This window comes from Mesorhizobium sp. NPDC059054 (assembly GCF_042739215.1).
In the GTDB taxonomy this organism is placed as follows: domain Bacteria; phylum Pseudomonadota; class Alphaproteobacteria; order Rhizobiales; family Rhizobiaceae; genus Mesorhizobium.
Map to the genome: position 1 here is coordinate 237,453 of NZ_JBHYHV010000001.1, position 15,896 is coordinate 253,348.

Consider the following 15,896-nt stretch of genomic DNA (forward strand, 5'->3'; position numbering starts at 1 on the left):
CATGAGCGCGCGTATATCTTCCGAAATGCCGGGTCTCGGCCAGGCTGCGGCCGTGGTCGCTGGCATCCAACTGCTGGGTGCCGCCTTCCTCTATCTGATCCTGAAGGCCGAAGGCGGCCTAGAGGTCGTGGGTCTGCTCGCACTGCTGGCTACCGGTTTCTATCTTCTCGAGAAGCGGCCGCAGATCACCGACTTCGTCACGGCAAGCTTTTCGCGCACGCCGGTCGTCGCTTTGGTTACGGCCGTCGCCGTCGTGGTGCTGTTTCCGTTCGCTGTCGGTAACAACACCTATGTGCTGCATCTTCTCATCGTCGCGCAGCTCTATGCGGTGCTGGCGCTGGCGCTCAACTTCCAGCTCGGCAGTGCCAACATCCCCAATTTCGCAACCGGTGCTTCATACGGTATCGGCGCCTACGTCTCGGCGCTGCTGGCCATCAATTTCGGCCTGAGCTTCTGGCTGACCCTGCCGGCCGCCGCCATCGCAGCCACACTGTTCGGCTTCCTCATCGGCATTCCGTCGATGCGCACACGCGATACCTATCTCGCGCTGGTCACCATCGCCTTCGGCGTGGTCGTGCAGCAGCTCCTGAACAATTTCGACTGGACCGGCGGTCCGAACGGATTGGTCGGCATTCCGGCGCCGTCATTGTTCGGCCATTCTTTCGCCAGCCCGCTGGTCGTGTTCGGCTGGAAGCTGCCGAGCCAGGCCAATTTCTACTATCTCTCCGCCTTGCTTGTGGTGGTGGCCATCGTCACGGCGCATCGCCTGCATTCCTCCCGCATCGGCCTGGCCTGGAACGCGCTGCGCGCCGACGAGATCGCGGCGCGGGCGCAGGGCATCAATGTTGCCTGGTTCAAGGTTCTGGCCTTCGCGGTTGACGCGTTCCTGGCCGCTTTCGCCGGCACCATCTATGCCTTCTACGTTTCCTATATCTCGCCCGACAATTTCACCTTCCTGGTCTCCGTCACCATCATGACGATGGTGATCGTCGGCGGCATGGACAACATCTTCGGCGTCATCGTCGGTGCGTTCCTGCTGACCATCCTGCCCGAAAAGCTCCGCGCCTTCTCCGACTACAGGCTGCTCTTCTTCGGCATCGTCATCATCGGCTTCCTGATGATCCGCCCGCAGGGTCTCTTCCCGCAGCGTATCCGCAGCTACGGAGAGAGCCGGTGAGCGCGCTGCTGGAAGTCAACGACGCGACGATGCGCTTCGGCGGGTTGGTCGCGCTGAATACAGTGAGCTTCTCCATCGGTCGCGGCGAAGTGCTGGCGGTCATCGGGCCGAATGGCGCGGGCAAGTCCACGCTGTTCAACGTCGTGACCGGCGTTTACCGGCCGACTTCGGGGCAGGTGCGCTTCGATGGCGTCGACATCACCGGCCACCCGTCGCACGAGGTGGTGGCGCGCGGCATCGGCCGCACGTTCCAGACGTCACGGCTGTTTTCGGATCTGAGCGTTCTCGACAATGTCATCATCGGCATGCACACGCGCACGAAGACCGGGGTGCTGGGCGCATTGTTCCTGCCCGGTGCATCGCGGCGCGAAATGGCGGCCTGCGTGGAGAAGGCCGAGGTGCTGTTGAAGGCCAGTTCCGGCGATCTCTTCGAACAGCGCCATCGGCCAGCCGGCACGCTGGCGCAGGCCGACCGGCGCCGGCTTGAAATCGCCCGTGCGCTCGCTTCCGAGCCGAAGCTGCTGCTGCTCGACGAGCCTTCAGTCGGCATGGACGAGGTCGAGACGGATGCGCTGATTGCCGACATAACTCGCCTCAGGACGGAGCGGCCCGAGCTTTCGGTGATCCTGATCGAGCACGACATGCGCGTGGTCGAGGCCTTTCCGGACCATGTCATGTGCGTGGATTACGGCAGCAAGATCGCGGAGGGGGATTTTACGGCAGTGAAGTCCGATCCGCGTGTGCAGGAAGCCTATCTGGGAAAGGCGGCCGCCCATGCTTGAATTGAGGGATGTCGACACCGCTTACGGACCGGTGCCGATGCTGCGCGGCCTGAACATCAAGGTACAGCCCGGCGAGCTGGTCTGCCTGCTTGGCCCCAACGGTGCCGGCAAGACAACCACCTTCATGACGGTCTGTGGCGTCGTGCGCGCGCTGCGCGGCAAGGTCGATGTCATGGGCCGCGATATGACTTCGCTCGGCACCGAGAACCTGGCCGCGCTCGGCGTCGGGCTGGTGCCGGAGGGGAGGCGGCTCTTTCCGAGCCTGACCGTGCAGGAGAACCTGCGCCTCGGCTATGACGCCGTTTCCGGGCGCGGGCCGAATTTCCAGTCTCAGCTCGACAAGATGTGCGACCTGTTTCCGCGCATCCGCGAAAGACTGCGCCAGGCTGCCGGCACCTTGTCGGGCGGAGAGCAGGCCATGGTGGCGCTGGCGCGTGCCCTAATCGGCGAGCCCAAGCTGGTCATCATGGACGAGCCTTCGCTTGGGTTGTCGCCGAAGCTGATCGACGAATATTTCGAGATCACCAGCGAAGTGCACCGGCGCGGCACGACCATCCTGCTCATCGAGCAGAATGCCGAGATGGGTCTCGGCATCGCCGATCGCGGTTATGTGCTGGTCAAAGGCCGCGTTGCACAGGAAGGTCCGGCCCGCGAGCTGCTGTCGTCGAAAGCGGCCAAGAGCCTCTATCTCTGATTCCAGGCCGCGGGTTTCAAGGTTTGCCTGTCCTTCCAGGCCGCGGTCGCTCGCTTCGATCCGGTATTTAGGGACAGGCTAACCACTGCCACGTGAAATCGTAATTTTCGTGATCCGACCCCTCCAGTAAACCGGCAGTCATACCTCCGCTGCGGTTGCAGGAATCCCGGGGGCCCAGAGAAGGGCGCTGAAATGTCGGTCGAAAAAATAGACACGCTTGTCGTCGGCGCTGGCCAGGCAGGGGTGGCCATGAGCGAAAACCTGAGCAAGTGCGGCGTGCCCCATCTCGTTCTCGAGCGGCATCGTATCGCCGAACGTTGGCGCTCCGAACGCTGGGATTCGCTGGTCGCCAACGGACCGGCGTGGCATGACCGTTTCCCGGGCATGGAGTTCCCGGATATCGACCCGGACGGCTTTGTCGGTAAGGAGCAGGTCGCGGACTATTTCGTCGCCTATGCCAAGATGATCGGTGCGCCGATCCGCTGCGGCGTCGAGGTCAAGGAGGTGCGGCGGCTCGTCGGGCGCCCCGGTTTTCGCGTAGAGACCTCGGCCGGCGTCATCGAGGCCAACAGCGTGGTTGCCGCCACCGGAGCCTTCCAGCATCCGGTCATCCCGAAGATCGTTCCGGACAATGCCGGTTTGATGCAGATGCATTCCAATACTTACCACAACCCGGAACAGCTGCCCGAGGGCGCTGTGCTGGTGGTTGGCGCCGGCTCATCGGGCGTGCAGATCGCCGATGAACTGGTGCGCACGGGAAAGCAGGTCTATCTTTCGGTTGGGCCGCATGACCGCCCGTTCCGCAGTTACCGCGGTTACGACTTCTGCTGGTGGCTAGGGGTCCTGAACAAATGGGACGCTGAAACCCCGGGCCCAGGAACCGAGCATGTCACGATCGCAGTGAGCGGTGCCCGCGGCGGCGAGACGATCGATTTCCGGCGCCTTGCAGCACGCGGCATGACACTGGTCGGCCGCACCGAAAGCTATGCGGATGGCGTCATGCGTTTCGCGCCGGATCTCGTCGAGAACATCACGCGAGGCGACGCCAACCATCACTCGCTGATGGACGAGGCCGACGCCTATGCCCTTGCCAACGGTCTCGATCTTCCGGAAGAGCCAGAAGCGCGCAGGCTCGACCCCGATCCGGCTTGCATGACCGATCCCATTCTCCAACTGAATCTGGCAGAGGCCGGTATCACCTCGATCATCTGGGCTACGGGCTATTCGGTCGACTACAACTGGTTGAAAGTGGATGCATTCGACGAGAAGGGCAGACCAAAGCACCAGCGCGGTGTGTCGAGCGAGCCCGGCATCTATTTCCTCGGCTTGCCGTGGCAATCGCGCAGGGGGTCCAGCTTTATCTGGGGCGTCTGGCACGACGCCAAACATCTGGCCGACCGCATTTCCACGCTACGCAAATATATGGCCTATCACGCTGCGGCCAGACGCCAGACCGAAGACGCCTAGCCGGCAGCGATCGCTTTCACGACCGACTGTTCTCATTGCCGACTGGGGCTGATTAGGCGGGTCCTTATCAGCAATGAGAAAGACTGTTCTTTCGGCGTTCAACGCGCCTGACGAATATCCGAATGACAAATACGGGCACGGACCGACTGTCGCATGACGCGGGCCTTCAGTCCGATCCGATGGAGACCAGCATGGCGCATACCCGGGTTCGCAAGTTCAACACCAAGGATACCTATCCCGAGCAGAAGCTCGACAATGACCTGTGCCAGGCGGTGGTGGCGCGTGGCACCATGATCTTCCTGCGCGGACAATGCCCGCAGGACCTGGATACGGCCAAGAATCTCGACAGCCACGACCCGGTCGAGCAGACCCATAAGGTCATGCAGAACATCAAGCAGCTCATCGAAGAGTGCGGCGGCAAGATGGAGCATCTGGTGAAGGTGGTGGTCTACATCACCGATGTCCGCCATCGCGAAGCCGTCTACCGGACCATGGGCGAATACATCAAGGGCGTGCATCCGGTTTCGACCGGCCTGGTGGTGACGGCGCTGGCTCGCCCGGAATGGCTGGTCGAGATCGACGGCACCGCCGTCATTCCGGACTGAGGGGCAGGCCATGACCTTCTCCATCGTCGCGCGCTGCAGCCGCACCGGCATGTTCGGCGTCGCCGTCTCGTCGTCCTCGCCGGCGGTCGCTGCACGCTGCGCCTACGCGCAGGCGGGGGTTGGCGCTGTTGCCAGCCAGAACGTGACCGACCCGACGCTGGGAACCCAGGCGCTCGATCTGATGGCGCGGGGCGCATCGGCGGCAGAGGCCGTAGCCATTCTCAAGCGCACCGGCGCGCATATGGAATACAGGCAATTGCTGACGGTGGACGGTGCCGGCATCAGCGCCATTCATTCGGGCCCCAAGGCCCTCGGCATCTGGGCCGAGGCATGCGACGAGAACGTCGCCTGTGGCGGCAATCTGCTTGCCAATGAAGGGGTGCCGCAGGCGATGGTCGACGCTTTCCTGGCCTCCGAAGGCCATCTCGGCGACCGCATCATTGCCACGATGCGGGCAGCGTTGAAAGCAGGCGGCGAGGCCGGTCCAGTCCATTCTGCCGGCATGAGGCTCGTCCGGGAAGTGGCCTGGCCGGTGGCGGACCTGCGCTGCGACTGGACGGAAGAATGTCCGATCGAGGAACTGGCGAAGCTCTGGGACATCTACAAGCCCCAGCTCGACGCCTATGTGACCCGCGCCATCAATCCCTCCGATGCGCCGAGCTACGGCGTGCCGGGCGACGAGTAACAGCGCAGACATAAGCAAGCAGGAGCCGGCATGAGCGAACTTGGCCACAAGGGCTGGATCGACAAGGCGGCCGCCATCCGCTTTCGCGACAAGGCCTTCATCGACGGCAAGTTCGTTGCCGCGCGCTCCGGCCGCACTTTCGCAAGCATCAACCCGGCGACGGGAGAAACCCTGGCCGAGGTGGCGTCGTGCGGGGAAGAAGATGTCGACCGCGCCGTCGCATCGGCTCGCCGTGCCTTCGCTTCAGGGAGCTGGTCGCGGGCGACCCCCGCGCGTCGCAAAGAAGTGCTGCTGCGCCTGGCGCAGTTGCTGCATGAGAACCTGCATGAGCTCGCTTTGCTGGAATCGCTCGACATGGGCAAGCTGGTTGCCGATGCCGCTACCATCGACGTGCCGGGTTCAGCCGGCATCTTCCAGTGGTATGCCGAGGCGATCGACAAACTCTATGACGAAGTCGCTCCGACCGGCTCCGGTGACCTGGTTCTGGTCCGGCGCGAGCCGCTCGGCGTAGTCGGCGCCGTGGTGCCCTGGAACTTCCCGCTCGACATGGCGACCTGGAAATGCGCGCCGGCACTGGCTACCGGAAACTCGGTCGTGCTGAAGCCCGCCGAACAGTCGCCGTTTTCTGCATTACGGCTTGCGGAGCTTGCCATGGAAGCCGGCCTGCCGGCCGGCGTCCTCAATGTGGTTCCAGGCCTGGGCGAGACCGCTGGCCAGGCCCTCGGCCGCCACATGGACGTCGACTGTCTCGCCTTCACCGGCTCGACCGCGGTCGGCAAGATGTTCCTGCAGTATTCCGGCCAGTCCAACATGAAACAGGTTTGGCTGGAAACCGGCGGCAAGAGCCCGAATCTGGTCTTCGCCGACTGCGGCAATCTGGATGCCGCGGCCGACATGGCGGCCTTCGGCATCTTCTTCAATCAGGGCGAGGTCTGCTCGGCCAATTCGCGCCTGCTGGTGCAGCGCAGCATCAAGGATGCCATGGTCGAGAAGCTGGCCGAGCGTGCCGCGGCGACCCAGCCCGGCGACCCGCTCGACCCGGCCTCGAAGATGGGGGCACTGGTGGACGCCCGTCATGCGGCCAATGTCATGCGGTTCGTCGAGGCCGGCAAGAAGACGGCGCGCCTGGTAACCGGTGGCGAGCAGGTGACCGTCAACGGCCGCGGCAGCTTCGTTCAGCCGACGATCTTCGACAACGTATCGCCGCAGGACACCATTGCGCGCGAGGAGATCTTCGGGCCGGTGCTGTCGGTCATCGCCTTCGATGACGAAGATGAAGCGCTCCAGATTGCCAACGACAGCGTCTATGGCCTGGCAGCTTCACTGTGGACGGACAGCCTTTCGCGTGCGCACAGGATCGCCGAGCGTCTGCATGCGGGGACGGTTTCGGTCAACACGGTCGATGCCCTGAGTCCGATGACGCCGTTCGGCGGTTTCAAGCAGTCGGGCTTCGGCCGCGATCTGTCGCTGCACGCGCTGGACAAATACACCGCGCTCAAGACAACATGGATCAAATATTGAGAAACACGGACGCCTTGATCAGCGCTTCGAAACTGGCAACATAGCCGGACATGCCACTCCGCTTTACCCTCAGACAGCTGGAATATTTCGTTGCCGTGGGCGAGGCGGGGTCCATCGCCAAGGCGGCGGAGCAGGTGAACGTCTCGCCGCCGTCGATTTCAGCCTCCATCGCGCAGCTGGAAACGGAATTCGGTGTCCAGCTTTTTGTCCGCAAACACTCCCACGGCCTGTCGCTGACAGCAGGTGGCCGCGTCTTCCTGAAGGAAGCGGCGCGCCTCCTTGCCGATGCCGATGCCTTGCACGACGTGGCGGGCGACATCGCCGAAAAGGTGAGGGGGCCGCTGGCGATAGGCTGCCTGCTGACCTTCGCACAGATCATCCTGCCCGCCTTGCGGCGCAGGTTCGAAGAGAGCTACCCCGACGTTCGCGTCCGGCAGTTCGAGCGCAACCAGGGCCAATTGCTGGAGATGCTGCAGCGAGGCGAAATCGATGCGGCGCTCACCTACGATCTCGAATTGTCCCAGGACATGGCCTTCGAGCCGGTGATGCAACTGCCGGCCTATGTGATGCTGCCGCCCGGACATGCGCTCGCCGGCAGGGAGTCGATATCGCCGGAAGAGCTGGTCGATCAGCCGATGGTGCTGCTGGACCTGCCGTTCAGCCGCGAATATTTCCTGTCCGCCTTCCAGCAAAAGGGGCTTCGGCCCTACATAGCCGAGCGCACCGGCGACATCGCGGTCATGCGCTCGATGGTGGCCAATGGTTTTGGCTATGGCATCGCCAACATGCGGCCGCTCAACACGCTGTCTCCCGACGGCAAACCGCTGGTGTTCGTGCCGCTGGGTGGCGACATCCGTCCGCTGACCATGGGCATCGCCATGCCCAACGCGGAACATCGTACACAGACCGTGCAGGCGTTCATCCTGCATTGCCGTCGCTTCGTGGTTGAGCAGGGTGTGTTCGGCACCGAGCGCGTCGTGGGATAGAACGACCTAGCGGTTCGCCGGCTCCACGCCCTCGACCAGCCGATCAAGAAGCTTTTCCAGCATGTCGTCGCAGCGGTGCATCTGCTCGACCGTGACGAACTCGTCCGGCTTGTGTCCCTGTGCCATCGAGCCGGGGCCGCAGACCACCGTCGGCGTTCCGACATCGCGGCTGAACAAGCCGCCTTCCGTGCCGAAGGCCACCTTGATGGTGCCGTTGGCTCCGGTCAGCGATTTCACGAAGGCCACGGCTTCCGAATTCACCGGCGTGTCGAGCCCGGGATAGGTGTTGGTGATTTCGATGTCGATTGCCGCTTCGGGAGCTATATCCGCTGCTGCGGCAGCGATGCGGGCGGCCTCGCCGCGCAGACGCTCGAGGATGACGTCCGGATTGTCGGCAGCGACGTTGCGGATCTCGAAATCGACCTGGCAAAGGTTCGGCACAATGTTCAGCGCCACGCCGCCATTGATCTTGCCGGCATGCACGGTGGTGTAGGGAATGTCGTAGTCCCCGTCGCGGACGCCATCGCGCGCCAGCCGGTCCTGCTCGCTGCGGAGGGCGCTGACGAAATCGCAGCCGAGGTGAATGGCGTTGAGTGCCAGCGGCGCAAGCGCCGAGTGACCCTCGCGCCCCTTGCAGAGCGCCCGCGCGGCGACCTTGCCCTTGTGACCGGTGGCGACCTGCATGGACGTCGGCTCGCCGACGATGCAGAGCAGCGGCTTGTGGGGAGCGGCTGCGAGCATCTCCACCAGGCTGCGCACACCAAGGCAGCCGATCTCTTCGTCATAGGACAGGGCCAGATGCAAGGGCGTGCGCAACGGGCGCGCCGTTGCCTTCAGCGCCGCGGCAACGGCACAAGCGACAAAGCCTTTCATGTCGGCGGCACCACGCCCGAACAGCCTGCCGTCCCGGCTCGACATTTCGAAAGGTGGCAGGGTCCAGTTCTGGCCGTCGACGGGCACGACATCGGTATGGCCGGAGAGCATGACACCTGGCCGGTCGGCCGGACCGATCGTGGCGAAAAGATTGGCCTTGTGCCCGTCGTGATTATGGATGAGCTGGCACTGGATGCCTTTGGCTTCCAGCAGATCAGCGACATAGCGGATCAGAGCCAGGTTGGAATCACGGCTCACGGTCGGGAAGGCGATCAGTCTTTCCAGGATATCGATGCTGTTCATGGCCACGTCTCACATTCGTGGCGACCTTCTAGCATCGGCGCGTCGGATCGTTGAATTCGCATTTGCTTCTGCCTTGCATCGGCTTTGCCGTTCCTGCGGGGATCCGTGGTTCCGGGCCGTTAGGCGGCTCCTAAGCGGCACGGAAGAAAACTCTAGTTTTGTGTCGCCGCCGTCCTCCTATGAATAGACGGCAATATTGCCAGCGCCCGATGCCAGCCACCGGAGGAGAGTTCATGCGCGATCCCCGCTACGACATTCTGTTCGAGCCGATGAAGATCGGCCCGGTCACCGCCAAGAACCGGTTCTATCAGGTTCCACATTGCAACGGCGGTGGCTATCGCGATCCGTCGGCGGCGGCCGAGATGCGGCGCACGAAATCGGAAGGCGGCTGGGGCGTCATCTTTACCGAACAGACCGAGATGCACCACACCTCGGAAATCACGCCTTTCATCGAACTGAGACTGTGGGAAGACCAGGATATCCCGGCATTGGCGAAAATGGCTGCAGCGATGCGCTCGCATGGCGCGCTGGCCGGTATCCAGCTTGCCTATTCCGGCATCAACGGGCCGAACCTCTATACGCGCGAGGTGCCGCGCGGGCCGACGGCATTGCCGATCCGCACCTTCACGAATGATCCGGTGCAGGCCCGCGCTATGGACAAGCAGGACATACGCGACCTGCGGCGCTGGCACCGCAATGCCTTCAAGCGCGCCAAGCTGGCGGGCTTCGATCTCGTCTGTCTCTACGGAGCCCACGGTTTCGGCATCATCCAGCATTTCCTCTCCACCGCCACCAACCAGCGCACCGACGAATATGGCGGCTCGCTGGAGAACCGTTCGCGCCTCATGCGCGAGTTGATCGAGGAAGGGCGCGACGCCATCGGTGACACCTGCGGGCTGACGCTGCGCCTTTCGCTGGACGAGATGATCGGCGAACTCGGTTTCGCCAATTCCGAAGTCCGCGACATGATCGAGATGCACGCCGATCTGCCTGATCTCTGGGATCTTGCCCATGGTGCCTGGGAGGATTGTTCCGGCCCGTCGCGCTTCAAGGACGAAGCTGCGCAGGAAACCTTGGTGGCTGGCATCAGGAAACTCACCTCCAGGCCGGTCGTCGGGGTCGGGCGCTTCACCTCGCCCGACGTGATGGTGAAGATGATCAAGTCCGGCACGCTCGATTTCATCGGCTGCGCCCGGCCGTCGATTGCCGATCCCTTCCTGCCGAAGAAGGTGGAGGAAGGCCGCATCGAGGACATTCGCGAATGCATCGGCTGCAACATCTGCATCACCGGCGACATGACCATGTCGATCTCGCGTTGCACGCAGAACCCGACCTTCATGGAGGAATGGCGCAAGGGCTGGCATCCGGAGCGCATGCAGGCGAAAGGCGCCAGCGAAACGGTGCTGATCGTCGGTGCCGGTCCCGCCGGGCTGGAAGCGGCGCGCGCGCTTGGAGCGCGCGGCTATCAGGTTGCGCTTGCCGAAGCCGGAAAGGAGCTTGGCGGGCGTGTGGCGCGCGAATGCCGCTTGCCGGGTCTCTCGGCCTGGGGCCGCGTGCGCGATTATCGCCAGTACCAACTAAGCCAGATGTCGAATGTCGATGTCTATTTCGACAGCCAGCTCTCCGCCGATGACATCCTGGCCTTCGGCTTTGAGAACGTCGCCATTGCCACCGGTGCCGCCTGGCGGCGTGACGGCGTTGCGCGTGCGCATGTCGTGCCGATGCCGATGGATGCGGCCATGCCCGTCTACACGCCGGACGACCTGATGGACGGCAACGTGCCGGGTGGCAATGTCGTGCTGTTCGACGACGACCATTACTACATGGGTGGCGTGCTCGCGGAGCTGATGGCAAGGCAAGGCGCGAAGGTCACGCTGGTCACGCCATCGGCCTATGTCTCGGATTGGACCCGCAACACGCTGGAGCAGGGCGCGATCCACCGGCGTTTGGCCGAACTCGGTGTCGAGATTGTTCTCAACCGTGTGGTGACGCGGGTGACGGCCGGCGGTGTCGCCACGGCCTGCGCCTACACTGGCGCCGAACGTGCCTTCGCCGCCGACGCGGTGGTGCTGGTGACCTCGCGCCTGCAGAACGAGGGGCTCTGGAGCGAACTGAAGGAGCGCCGGTCGGAATGGGCCGACAACGGCATCCGCTCGATCAAGGTCATCGGCGACGCCGAAGCGCCCGGTCCGATTGCCTGGGCAACCTATGCCGGCCACCGCTTCGCCCGCGAACTGGACGAGCCGGATATCGGCGACGCGCTGCCATTCCGACGCGAGGTCACGGCGCTGGCGGCCGAATAGAAAATCGGCACCAGCAATTTACAAGGCCGTTGTCAGTCAGCCCTTTGCTGCCGTTTCGCCGACGACATAGCCAAAGGTCAGCGCCGGCCCGAGCGTGATGCCAGGACCCGGATAGGAGCCTGACATGACAGAGTTGATGTCGTTGCCGCAAGCGTAGAGGCCCGGAATCACGCGGCCGTCCCGGTTTTTCACCTGGCCCTTGGCCGTGATGTCCAGCCCCATCGTCGTGCCGATGTCGCCGGGAAATATTTCGATGGCGTAAAATGGACCTTCGAGTGGTCTGACACACGGGTTCGGCTTGTTCTCTGCATCTCCGAGATAGCGCTGATAGCTGGTTGTGCCTTTGCCGAATTCGGGATCGTCACCGCGCAATGCTTTGTGGTTGAGGGCAGCAACGGTTCGCTCCAGTTGCGTGGCATCGATACCGCATTGCCGCGCAAGCTCGCCGAGCGATGTGCCTCGCTTCAGATAGCCGCTCTTCAAATGCCTGCCGATCCTTGCCGGAAATGCATGAGCCGCTCCCAGACCGTAGCGGCGGAGCGCCGTATGATCGGCAATCAGCCATGCCGATTGCCGGCCTTCGTCCAGAAGCTTCGCAATGAGGCCTTGGACAAAATCATGATAGCTGACGGCTTCGTTGACGAAGCGTTGTCCGTCATGCCCGACAGCGATAACACCGGGTTTGGCTCGATCAAGGAAAAGGTGCGGGAATGGCCGCCGCGAGCCGTCTTCATTGGGCAATAGCGAAACCGGCGTCCAAAACCCGCCATTGGTGTTTGTCTCGACGAAGGCCGCGCCGATGGCTTCCGCCACCGCGATCGCTCCGCCTGTGCTTGCTGCCGGTGACATCGAATAATGTGGCAAGCCTTTACGAACATGGTCGAATTGGCGGGCTCGTCGCACCGTGTCGTGCGGAAACCCGCCAGTCGCGAGCACGACGCCGTGCTTGGCGACGATACGTGTCGTCCCGTTCGGACCGGTGAGTTCCGCACCTGTGACACGGCCATCACCATCCTGGACGAGCTTGATCAATTCATGACCCGTGTGGAGCGCAATGCCGCGCTCGAACACGGTTTCGGCAAGCCGCCCTGCCACTGCTGCCCCCATGACAAGCCGCGTGTTTCGCTTCCAGACAATTCGGTCACGAAGATAACGGAGCACGGTTTTGGCAGCGTAGACTGCCGATTTCGCGGAACGCGTCAGTCGCAGGAAGTGATAGATATCCGGTCGGCCAAGAGGCATGCCGCCCAGAATGGTGAAGTCGGCGATCGGCGAACGCAGTCGATAAAGATCTTGGCCAAGGCGGCGCCCATCATAGTCAAGCGCATCGAGGGATCGGCCACCCTCGGTCGCGCCTTCGCTGTCAGGGTGATAGTCCGGGGAAAAGGCGCGATGTGACAGTTTGAGCGCTGTCTTGTCATGGAAGAAAGCGATTGCCTCCGGCCCCTTTTCCAGGAAAGCGTCGACAAGCTCGGCGTTGAAACGGTTACCGCTTTCGCCGCGGATATAGGTTCTTGCAGCTTCGCGGCTGTCGGCCATTCCAGCAGCCTGCATCAGCGGGTTGCAAGGAACCCAGATAGCCCCACCCGAGACTGCCGTTGAGCCGCCGAAGACATCCGCTTTTTCGACAATGACAGGGTTCAAGCCGTGATGGCTCGCAGAAATAGCGGCTGCCATGCCGGCAGCGCCTGATCCGATGACCAGGAGATCGCAGCTTTCGGGGAGTTCAGATGTCGGCATGGATGGGCTCTTCGCGTGGATAACGTCCCATGGCCCAGCCGCCATCGACGGCCAGTACCTGGCCGGTAATGAAGCTCGCCTCGTCCGATGCCAGAAAGCGTACGGCGCGCGCTACGTCCTCGGGTTTTCCCACCCGGCGAAGTGGTGCACCATCGATCATCTGGTGCCGCCGCCATGCCTCCGTGCGGATGCGCTCTGCCGTAAGCGGCGTTTCGATCAAGCCAGGTGCCACCGCATTGACGCGTATTCCATTGGGCCCGAAATCGGTCGCCATCTGGCGGGTCAGCCCGATCACCGCCGCCTTGGAGGCGGAATAGCCGCAGGAGTTGAACGCGCCGATCTCTCCGAAGATCGAGGCCGTGTTGACGATGGCCCCGCCGCCCCGGCGCATCATCTCACCGACCGCCCACCGCGAGAGCCGAAACAGCCCAAGCACATTGACTTGGAAATAACGGTCGAAATCCTCATCGGTCGTCTGCAGCGCATGCGCTCCGCGCGCGATGCCTGCGTTGTTGATGAGGATATTGGGAGACAGGCCGGCAGCGGCCATGGCCGCATCGATTGCTTCCGGCAACGCTGGATCCGTGACATCGCCGCCGACTGCCGTCACCTGGGGGTGGGCCGCAACCAGTGCCCGGAGCCCCTGCGCCTCGCGGTCGACTGCCACCACATGCGCTCCAGCCGCAAGCAGCGCCTCGGCAATCGCCAGGCCGATTCCTTGCGCCGCGCCGGTCACGACTGCAGTGCGGCCATGCAAGGCCGAAGGCTCTAGTGACGAAGATAGAGATGCCAACGTATTCTCCCTAAAATGCCGCAGTGCCACCGACGGATCGGCCGCCGTCGACGATAAGAACCTGCCCGGTGATGTATTCCGCGAATGGGCTGGCGAAGAACGCAGCGGCATGCGCGATGTGTTCCGGTTTGCCGAGCCTGCCTGTCGGTTGCTCTGCCGCCAGTTCCGCGATCCCGTCCGGCCGTTCCAACAGCATGTCCGTCATGATCACGCCCGGCGCGATGGCGTTGACGGTGATCTGTCTGGCCGCCAGTTCCAGCGCGAGCGCCTTGGTGAGGCCGGCCACGCCCGCCTTCGAGGCAGCATAGTGGGCATAATTGCGTGCCCCGAAGGCCGCACGCGAGGCCAGATTGATGATGCGCCCCCCTTCGGGAAGAACCCGAGCCGCTTGCTGGCAGAGGGTGAACATCGCGATGAGGTTCACCTCATACATGCGGCGGAAATCGTCCGCGGTCAGTTGATCGAATTTCTTCACGTCGAAAATGCCGGCATTGTTGACCAGCACCCGCAAATTCGGAGCTGTGTCGATGAGACGCTGCGTCGCGGCTGCATCCGTGATGTCGAGAATTTCCGCGCGCGCCTCGTGACCTTCGGCCTGCAACTGACGCACTGTTTCCTCGGCCGGTTCCGTCGCACGGTCGACGACGACGACGGCGAAGCCCTCATTCGCCAGGCGGCGGGCGATGGCGCGTCCTATGCCGGAGCCCGCACCGGTGACGATTGCTTCTGGAAGAACCTGTTTTGGCATTCGGATCTCTGAAGGACAGGGCAAGGGATCCGGCGCGGCGGGGAGACGCGCCGGTCCTATCTCGGCTCGTTAGTCGGCACCGAAGGTTTTGGGATCGATCTTGTCGTAGAGATTGGTCTTCAGGATCACTGCCACGGCGTCCGGATTGGTGCGATCGACGTCGGCGACGAGCTTGCGCCACTTCTCCTCGAGCGTGACGAATTCGTTGAGCACGTCCGTCGGGTCTTCGATGCCACGCGTCGCAACCGCCTTTGCCGGCAGGGCCTTGGCCACGGAGGCCTGGAACGCGCTCAACGCATCTTTCATTTCCTGCGTCGGTTCCGAGACCTTGAGGCCGCGCTCGGCAGAACCTTTCAACGCCGCTTCAACGCCGACATGGTAGGCGACCTGTGATCGGGCAAGTCCCACGGCGACTTCATCGAGCAGAATGCGGCGCTGCTCCGGTGTCCGCCCGGTCCAGAAGTCCTTGTTGAAGACATATGTAGCCCCGACGACAACGCCCATCGGCAAGGTGTTCACCGTCTTCGCCACCTCCCAGAATTTGTTGCCCTTGTCGAGATTGGTGGCGTCCGACATGGTGCAATCGATGGAGCCGCGCTCCAGACCCGAATAGACGTCCGCGATTGGCACGGAGACCGGCACGCCCTTCAACGATTGGATCCATTCCGTCTGCGCGGTGCCGGCGACGCGCACTTTCTTTCCCGCGACATCCTTGGGGGAGACGATCTCGTTCATGCAGATGAAATTGTAGAACGGCGTCGAATAGCCGCCGACGAAGACGCCGCCATTCTTCGACCATTCGGCGCGAAGCTTGGGATTGGTCAGCCCGAGCTCCGTCCAGGCGAACGCCGCTGCCAGATCATCCTTGGCGACAAAAGCCAGGTCGTTGACTGTGTTGCTGAGCGGAAGCTCCGAAGGCGTGTAAGGTGGATAGACGATGCCGAGCTGGGCCACGCCGTCCGAGATCGCCTGCATGGTGGTCGGTGCCGGCACCAGAGCTCCGGACGAATAGACCTCGAACTGCAGCGCGCCATCCGTCGCCTTGGCGACATCCTTGGAGAACTGCTGGTACGGAAACTCGTTGAGAATATGGGCAGGCGCCATCCAGTTCGTGGCCTGGAAGGTGTCCGACCATGCGGCCGAGGTCAGCAGCGACAGGGCGGCTGTTCCCAAAAGCAGTTTTTTCATCTCTCACTCCCTTTTTTGTTTGATTGTTGGA

The 15,896-nt window shown here is 63.0% G+C and carries 14 protein-coding genes; 9 read left to right on the forward strand and 5 right to left on the reverse strand.

The window, feature by feature from the left end; genetic code table 11:
- Position 1: 1 nt before the first annotated feature.
- From ACFWXH_RS01090 to ACFWXH_RS01125, 8 genes are all read left to right on the forward strand, one after another.
- A complete protein-coding gene (locus tag ACFWXH_RS01090) occupies positions 2–1,177 on the forward strand; it encodes a branched-chain amino acid ABC transporter permease (RefSeq protein WP_379116762.1) in 1,176 nt (391 codons plus the stop codon).
- The gene (locus tag ACFWXH_RS01095) at positions 1,174–1,959 is read left to right on the forward strand and encodes an ABC transporter ATP-binding protein (RefSeq protein ID WP_379116764.1); all 786 of its coding nucleotides are present in this window, start codon (positions 1,174–1,176) and stop codon (positions 1,957–1,959) included. Before ACFWXH_RS01090 ends, ACFWXH_RS01095 begins: the two co-directional genes overlap by 4 nt.
- Positions 1,952–2,653, forward strand: coding sequence for an ABC transporter ATP-binding protein (locus ACFWXH_RS01100; protein WP_379116766.1), 702 nt, complete (start codon positions 1,952–1,954; stop codon positions 2,651–2,653). The genes ACFWXH_RS01095 and ACFWXH_RS01100 overlap by 8 nt, the downstream gene beginning before the upstream one ends.
- A 192-nt stretch (positions 2,654–2,845) precedes the next feature.
- Positions 2,846–4,120, forward strand: coding sequence for a flavin-containing monooxygenase (locus ACFWXH_RS01105; protein ID WP_379116768.1), 1,275 nt, complete (start codon positions 2,846–2,848; stop codon positions 4,118–4,120).
- A 191-nt stretch (positions 4,121–4,311) separates the two neighbouring features.
- Complete coding sequence (locus ACFWXH_RS01110; RefSeq protein WP_054309235.1) at positions 4,312–4,725, forward strand: RidA family protein; 414 nt, start codon at positions 4,312–4,314, stop codon at positions 4,723–4,725.
- 10 nt (positions 4,726–4,735) lie between these two features.
- On the forward strand, positions 4,736–5,410 hold the full coding sequence (locus tag ACFWXH_RS01115; protein ID WP_379116770.1) for a DUF1028 domain-containing protein: 675 nt from the start codon (positions 4,736–4,738) through the stop codon (positions 5,408–5,410).
- A 30-nt stretch (positions 5,411–5,440) separates the two neighbouring features.
- Positions 5,441–6,931 carry an aldehyde dehydrogenase gene (locus ACFWXH_RS01120; protein ID WP_379116772.1) on the forward strand — a complete coding sequence of 497 codons (1,491 nt, stop codon included), beginning with the start codon at positions 5,441–5,443 and terminating at the stop codon, positions 6,929–6,931.
- Positions 6,932–6,981: 50 nt separating this feature from the next.
- Positions 6,982–7,917: a LysR family transcriptional regulator gene (locus ACFWXH_RS01125; protein WP_054309232.1), complete on the forward strand. Its 936-nt coding sequence runs from the start codon at positions 6,982–6,984 to the stop codon at positions 7,915–7,917.
- Between the two features lie 6 nt (positions 7,918–7,923).
- On the opposite strand, the gene argE is transcribed toward ACFWXH_RS01125, so the two are convergent.
- Entirely contained in the window at positions 7,924–9,093 is a 1,170-nt protein-coding gene (gene argE, locus ACFWXH_RS01130; protein ID WP_379116775.1) for an acetylornithine deacetylase, read from the reverse strand.
- Positions 9,094–9,326: 233 nt separating this feature from the next.
- Here argE and ACFWXH_RS01135 point away from each other — a divergent pair, with 233 nt between their 5' ends.
- Positions 9,327–11,396, forward strand: a complete 2,070-nt coding sequence (locus ACFWXH_RS01135) for an NAD(P)-binding protein (RefSeq protein WP_379116777.1) — start codon at positions 9,327–9,329, stop codon at positions 11,394–11,396.
- A 36-nt stretch (positions 11,397–11,432) separates the two neighbouring features.
- Here the strand turns inward: ACFWXH_RS01135 and ACFWXH_RS01140 are convergent, their stop codons facing one another.
- The 4 genes from ACFWXH_RS01140 to ACFWXH_RS01155 all read right to left on the reverse strand — a co-directional run bounded on the left by ACFWXH_RS01140 (position 11,433) and on the right by ACFWXH_RS01155 (position 15,865).
- Entirely contained in the window at positions 11,433–13,136 is a 1,704-nt protein-coding gene (locus tag ACFWXH_RS01140) for an FAD-dependent oxidoreductase (protein ID WP_379116779.1), read from the reverse strand.
- A complete protein-coding gene (locus ACFWXH_RS01145; protein ID WP_379116781.1) occupies positions 13,123–13,929 on the reverse strand; it encodes an SDR family NAD(P)-dependent oxidoreductase in 807 nt (268 codons plus the stop codon). The genes ACFWXH_RS01140 and ACFWXH_RS01145 overlap by 14 nt, the downstream gene beginning before the upstream one ends.
- Positions 13,930–13,939: 10 nt before the next feature.
- Entirely contained in the window at positions 13,940–14,677 is a 738-nt protein-coding gene (locus tag ACFWXH_RS01150; RefSeq protein ID WP_379116783.1) for an SDR family NAD(P)-dependent oxidoreductase, read from the reverse strand.
- A 69-nt stretch (positions 14,678–14,746) separates the two neighbouring features.
- Positions 14,747–15,865 carry a C4-dicarboxylate TRAP transporter substrate-binding protein gene (locus ACFWXH_RS01155; protein WP_379116786.1) on the reverse strand — a complete coding sequence of 373 codons (1,119 nt, stop codon included), beginning with the start codon at positions 15,863–15,865 and terminating at the stop codon, positions 14,747–14,749.
- Positions 15,866–15,896: the final 31 nt, after the last annotated feature.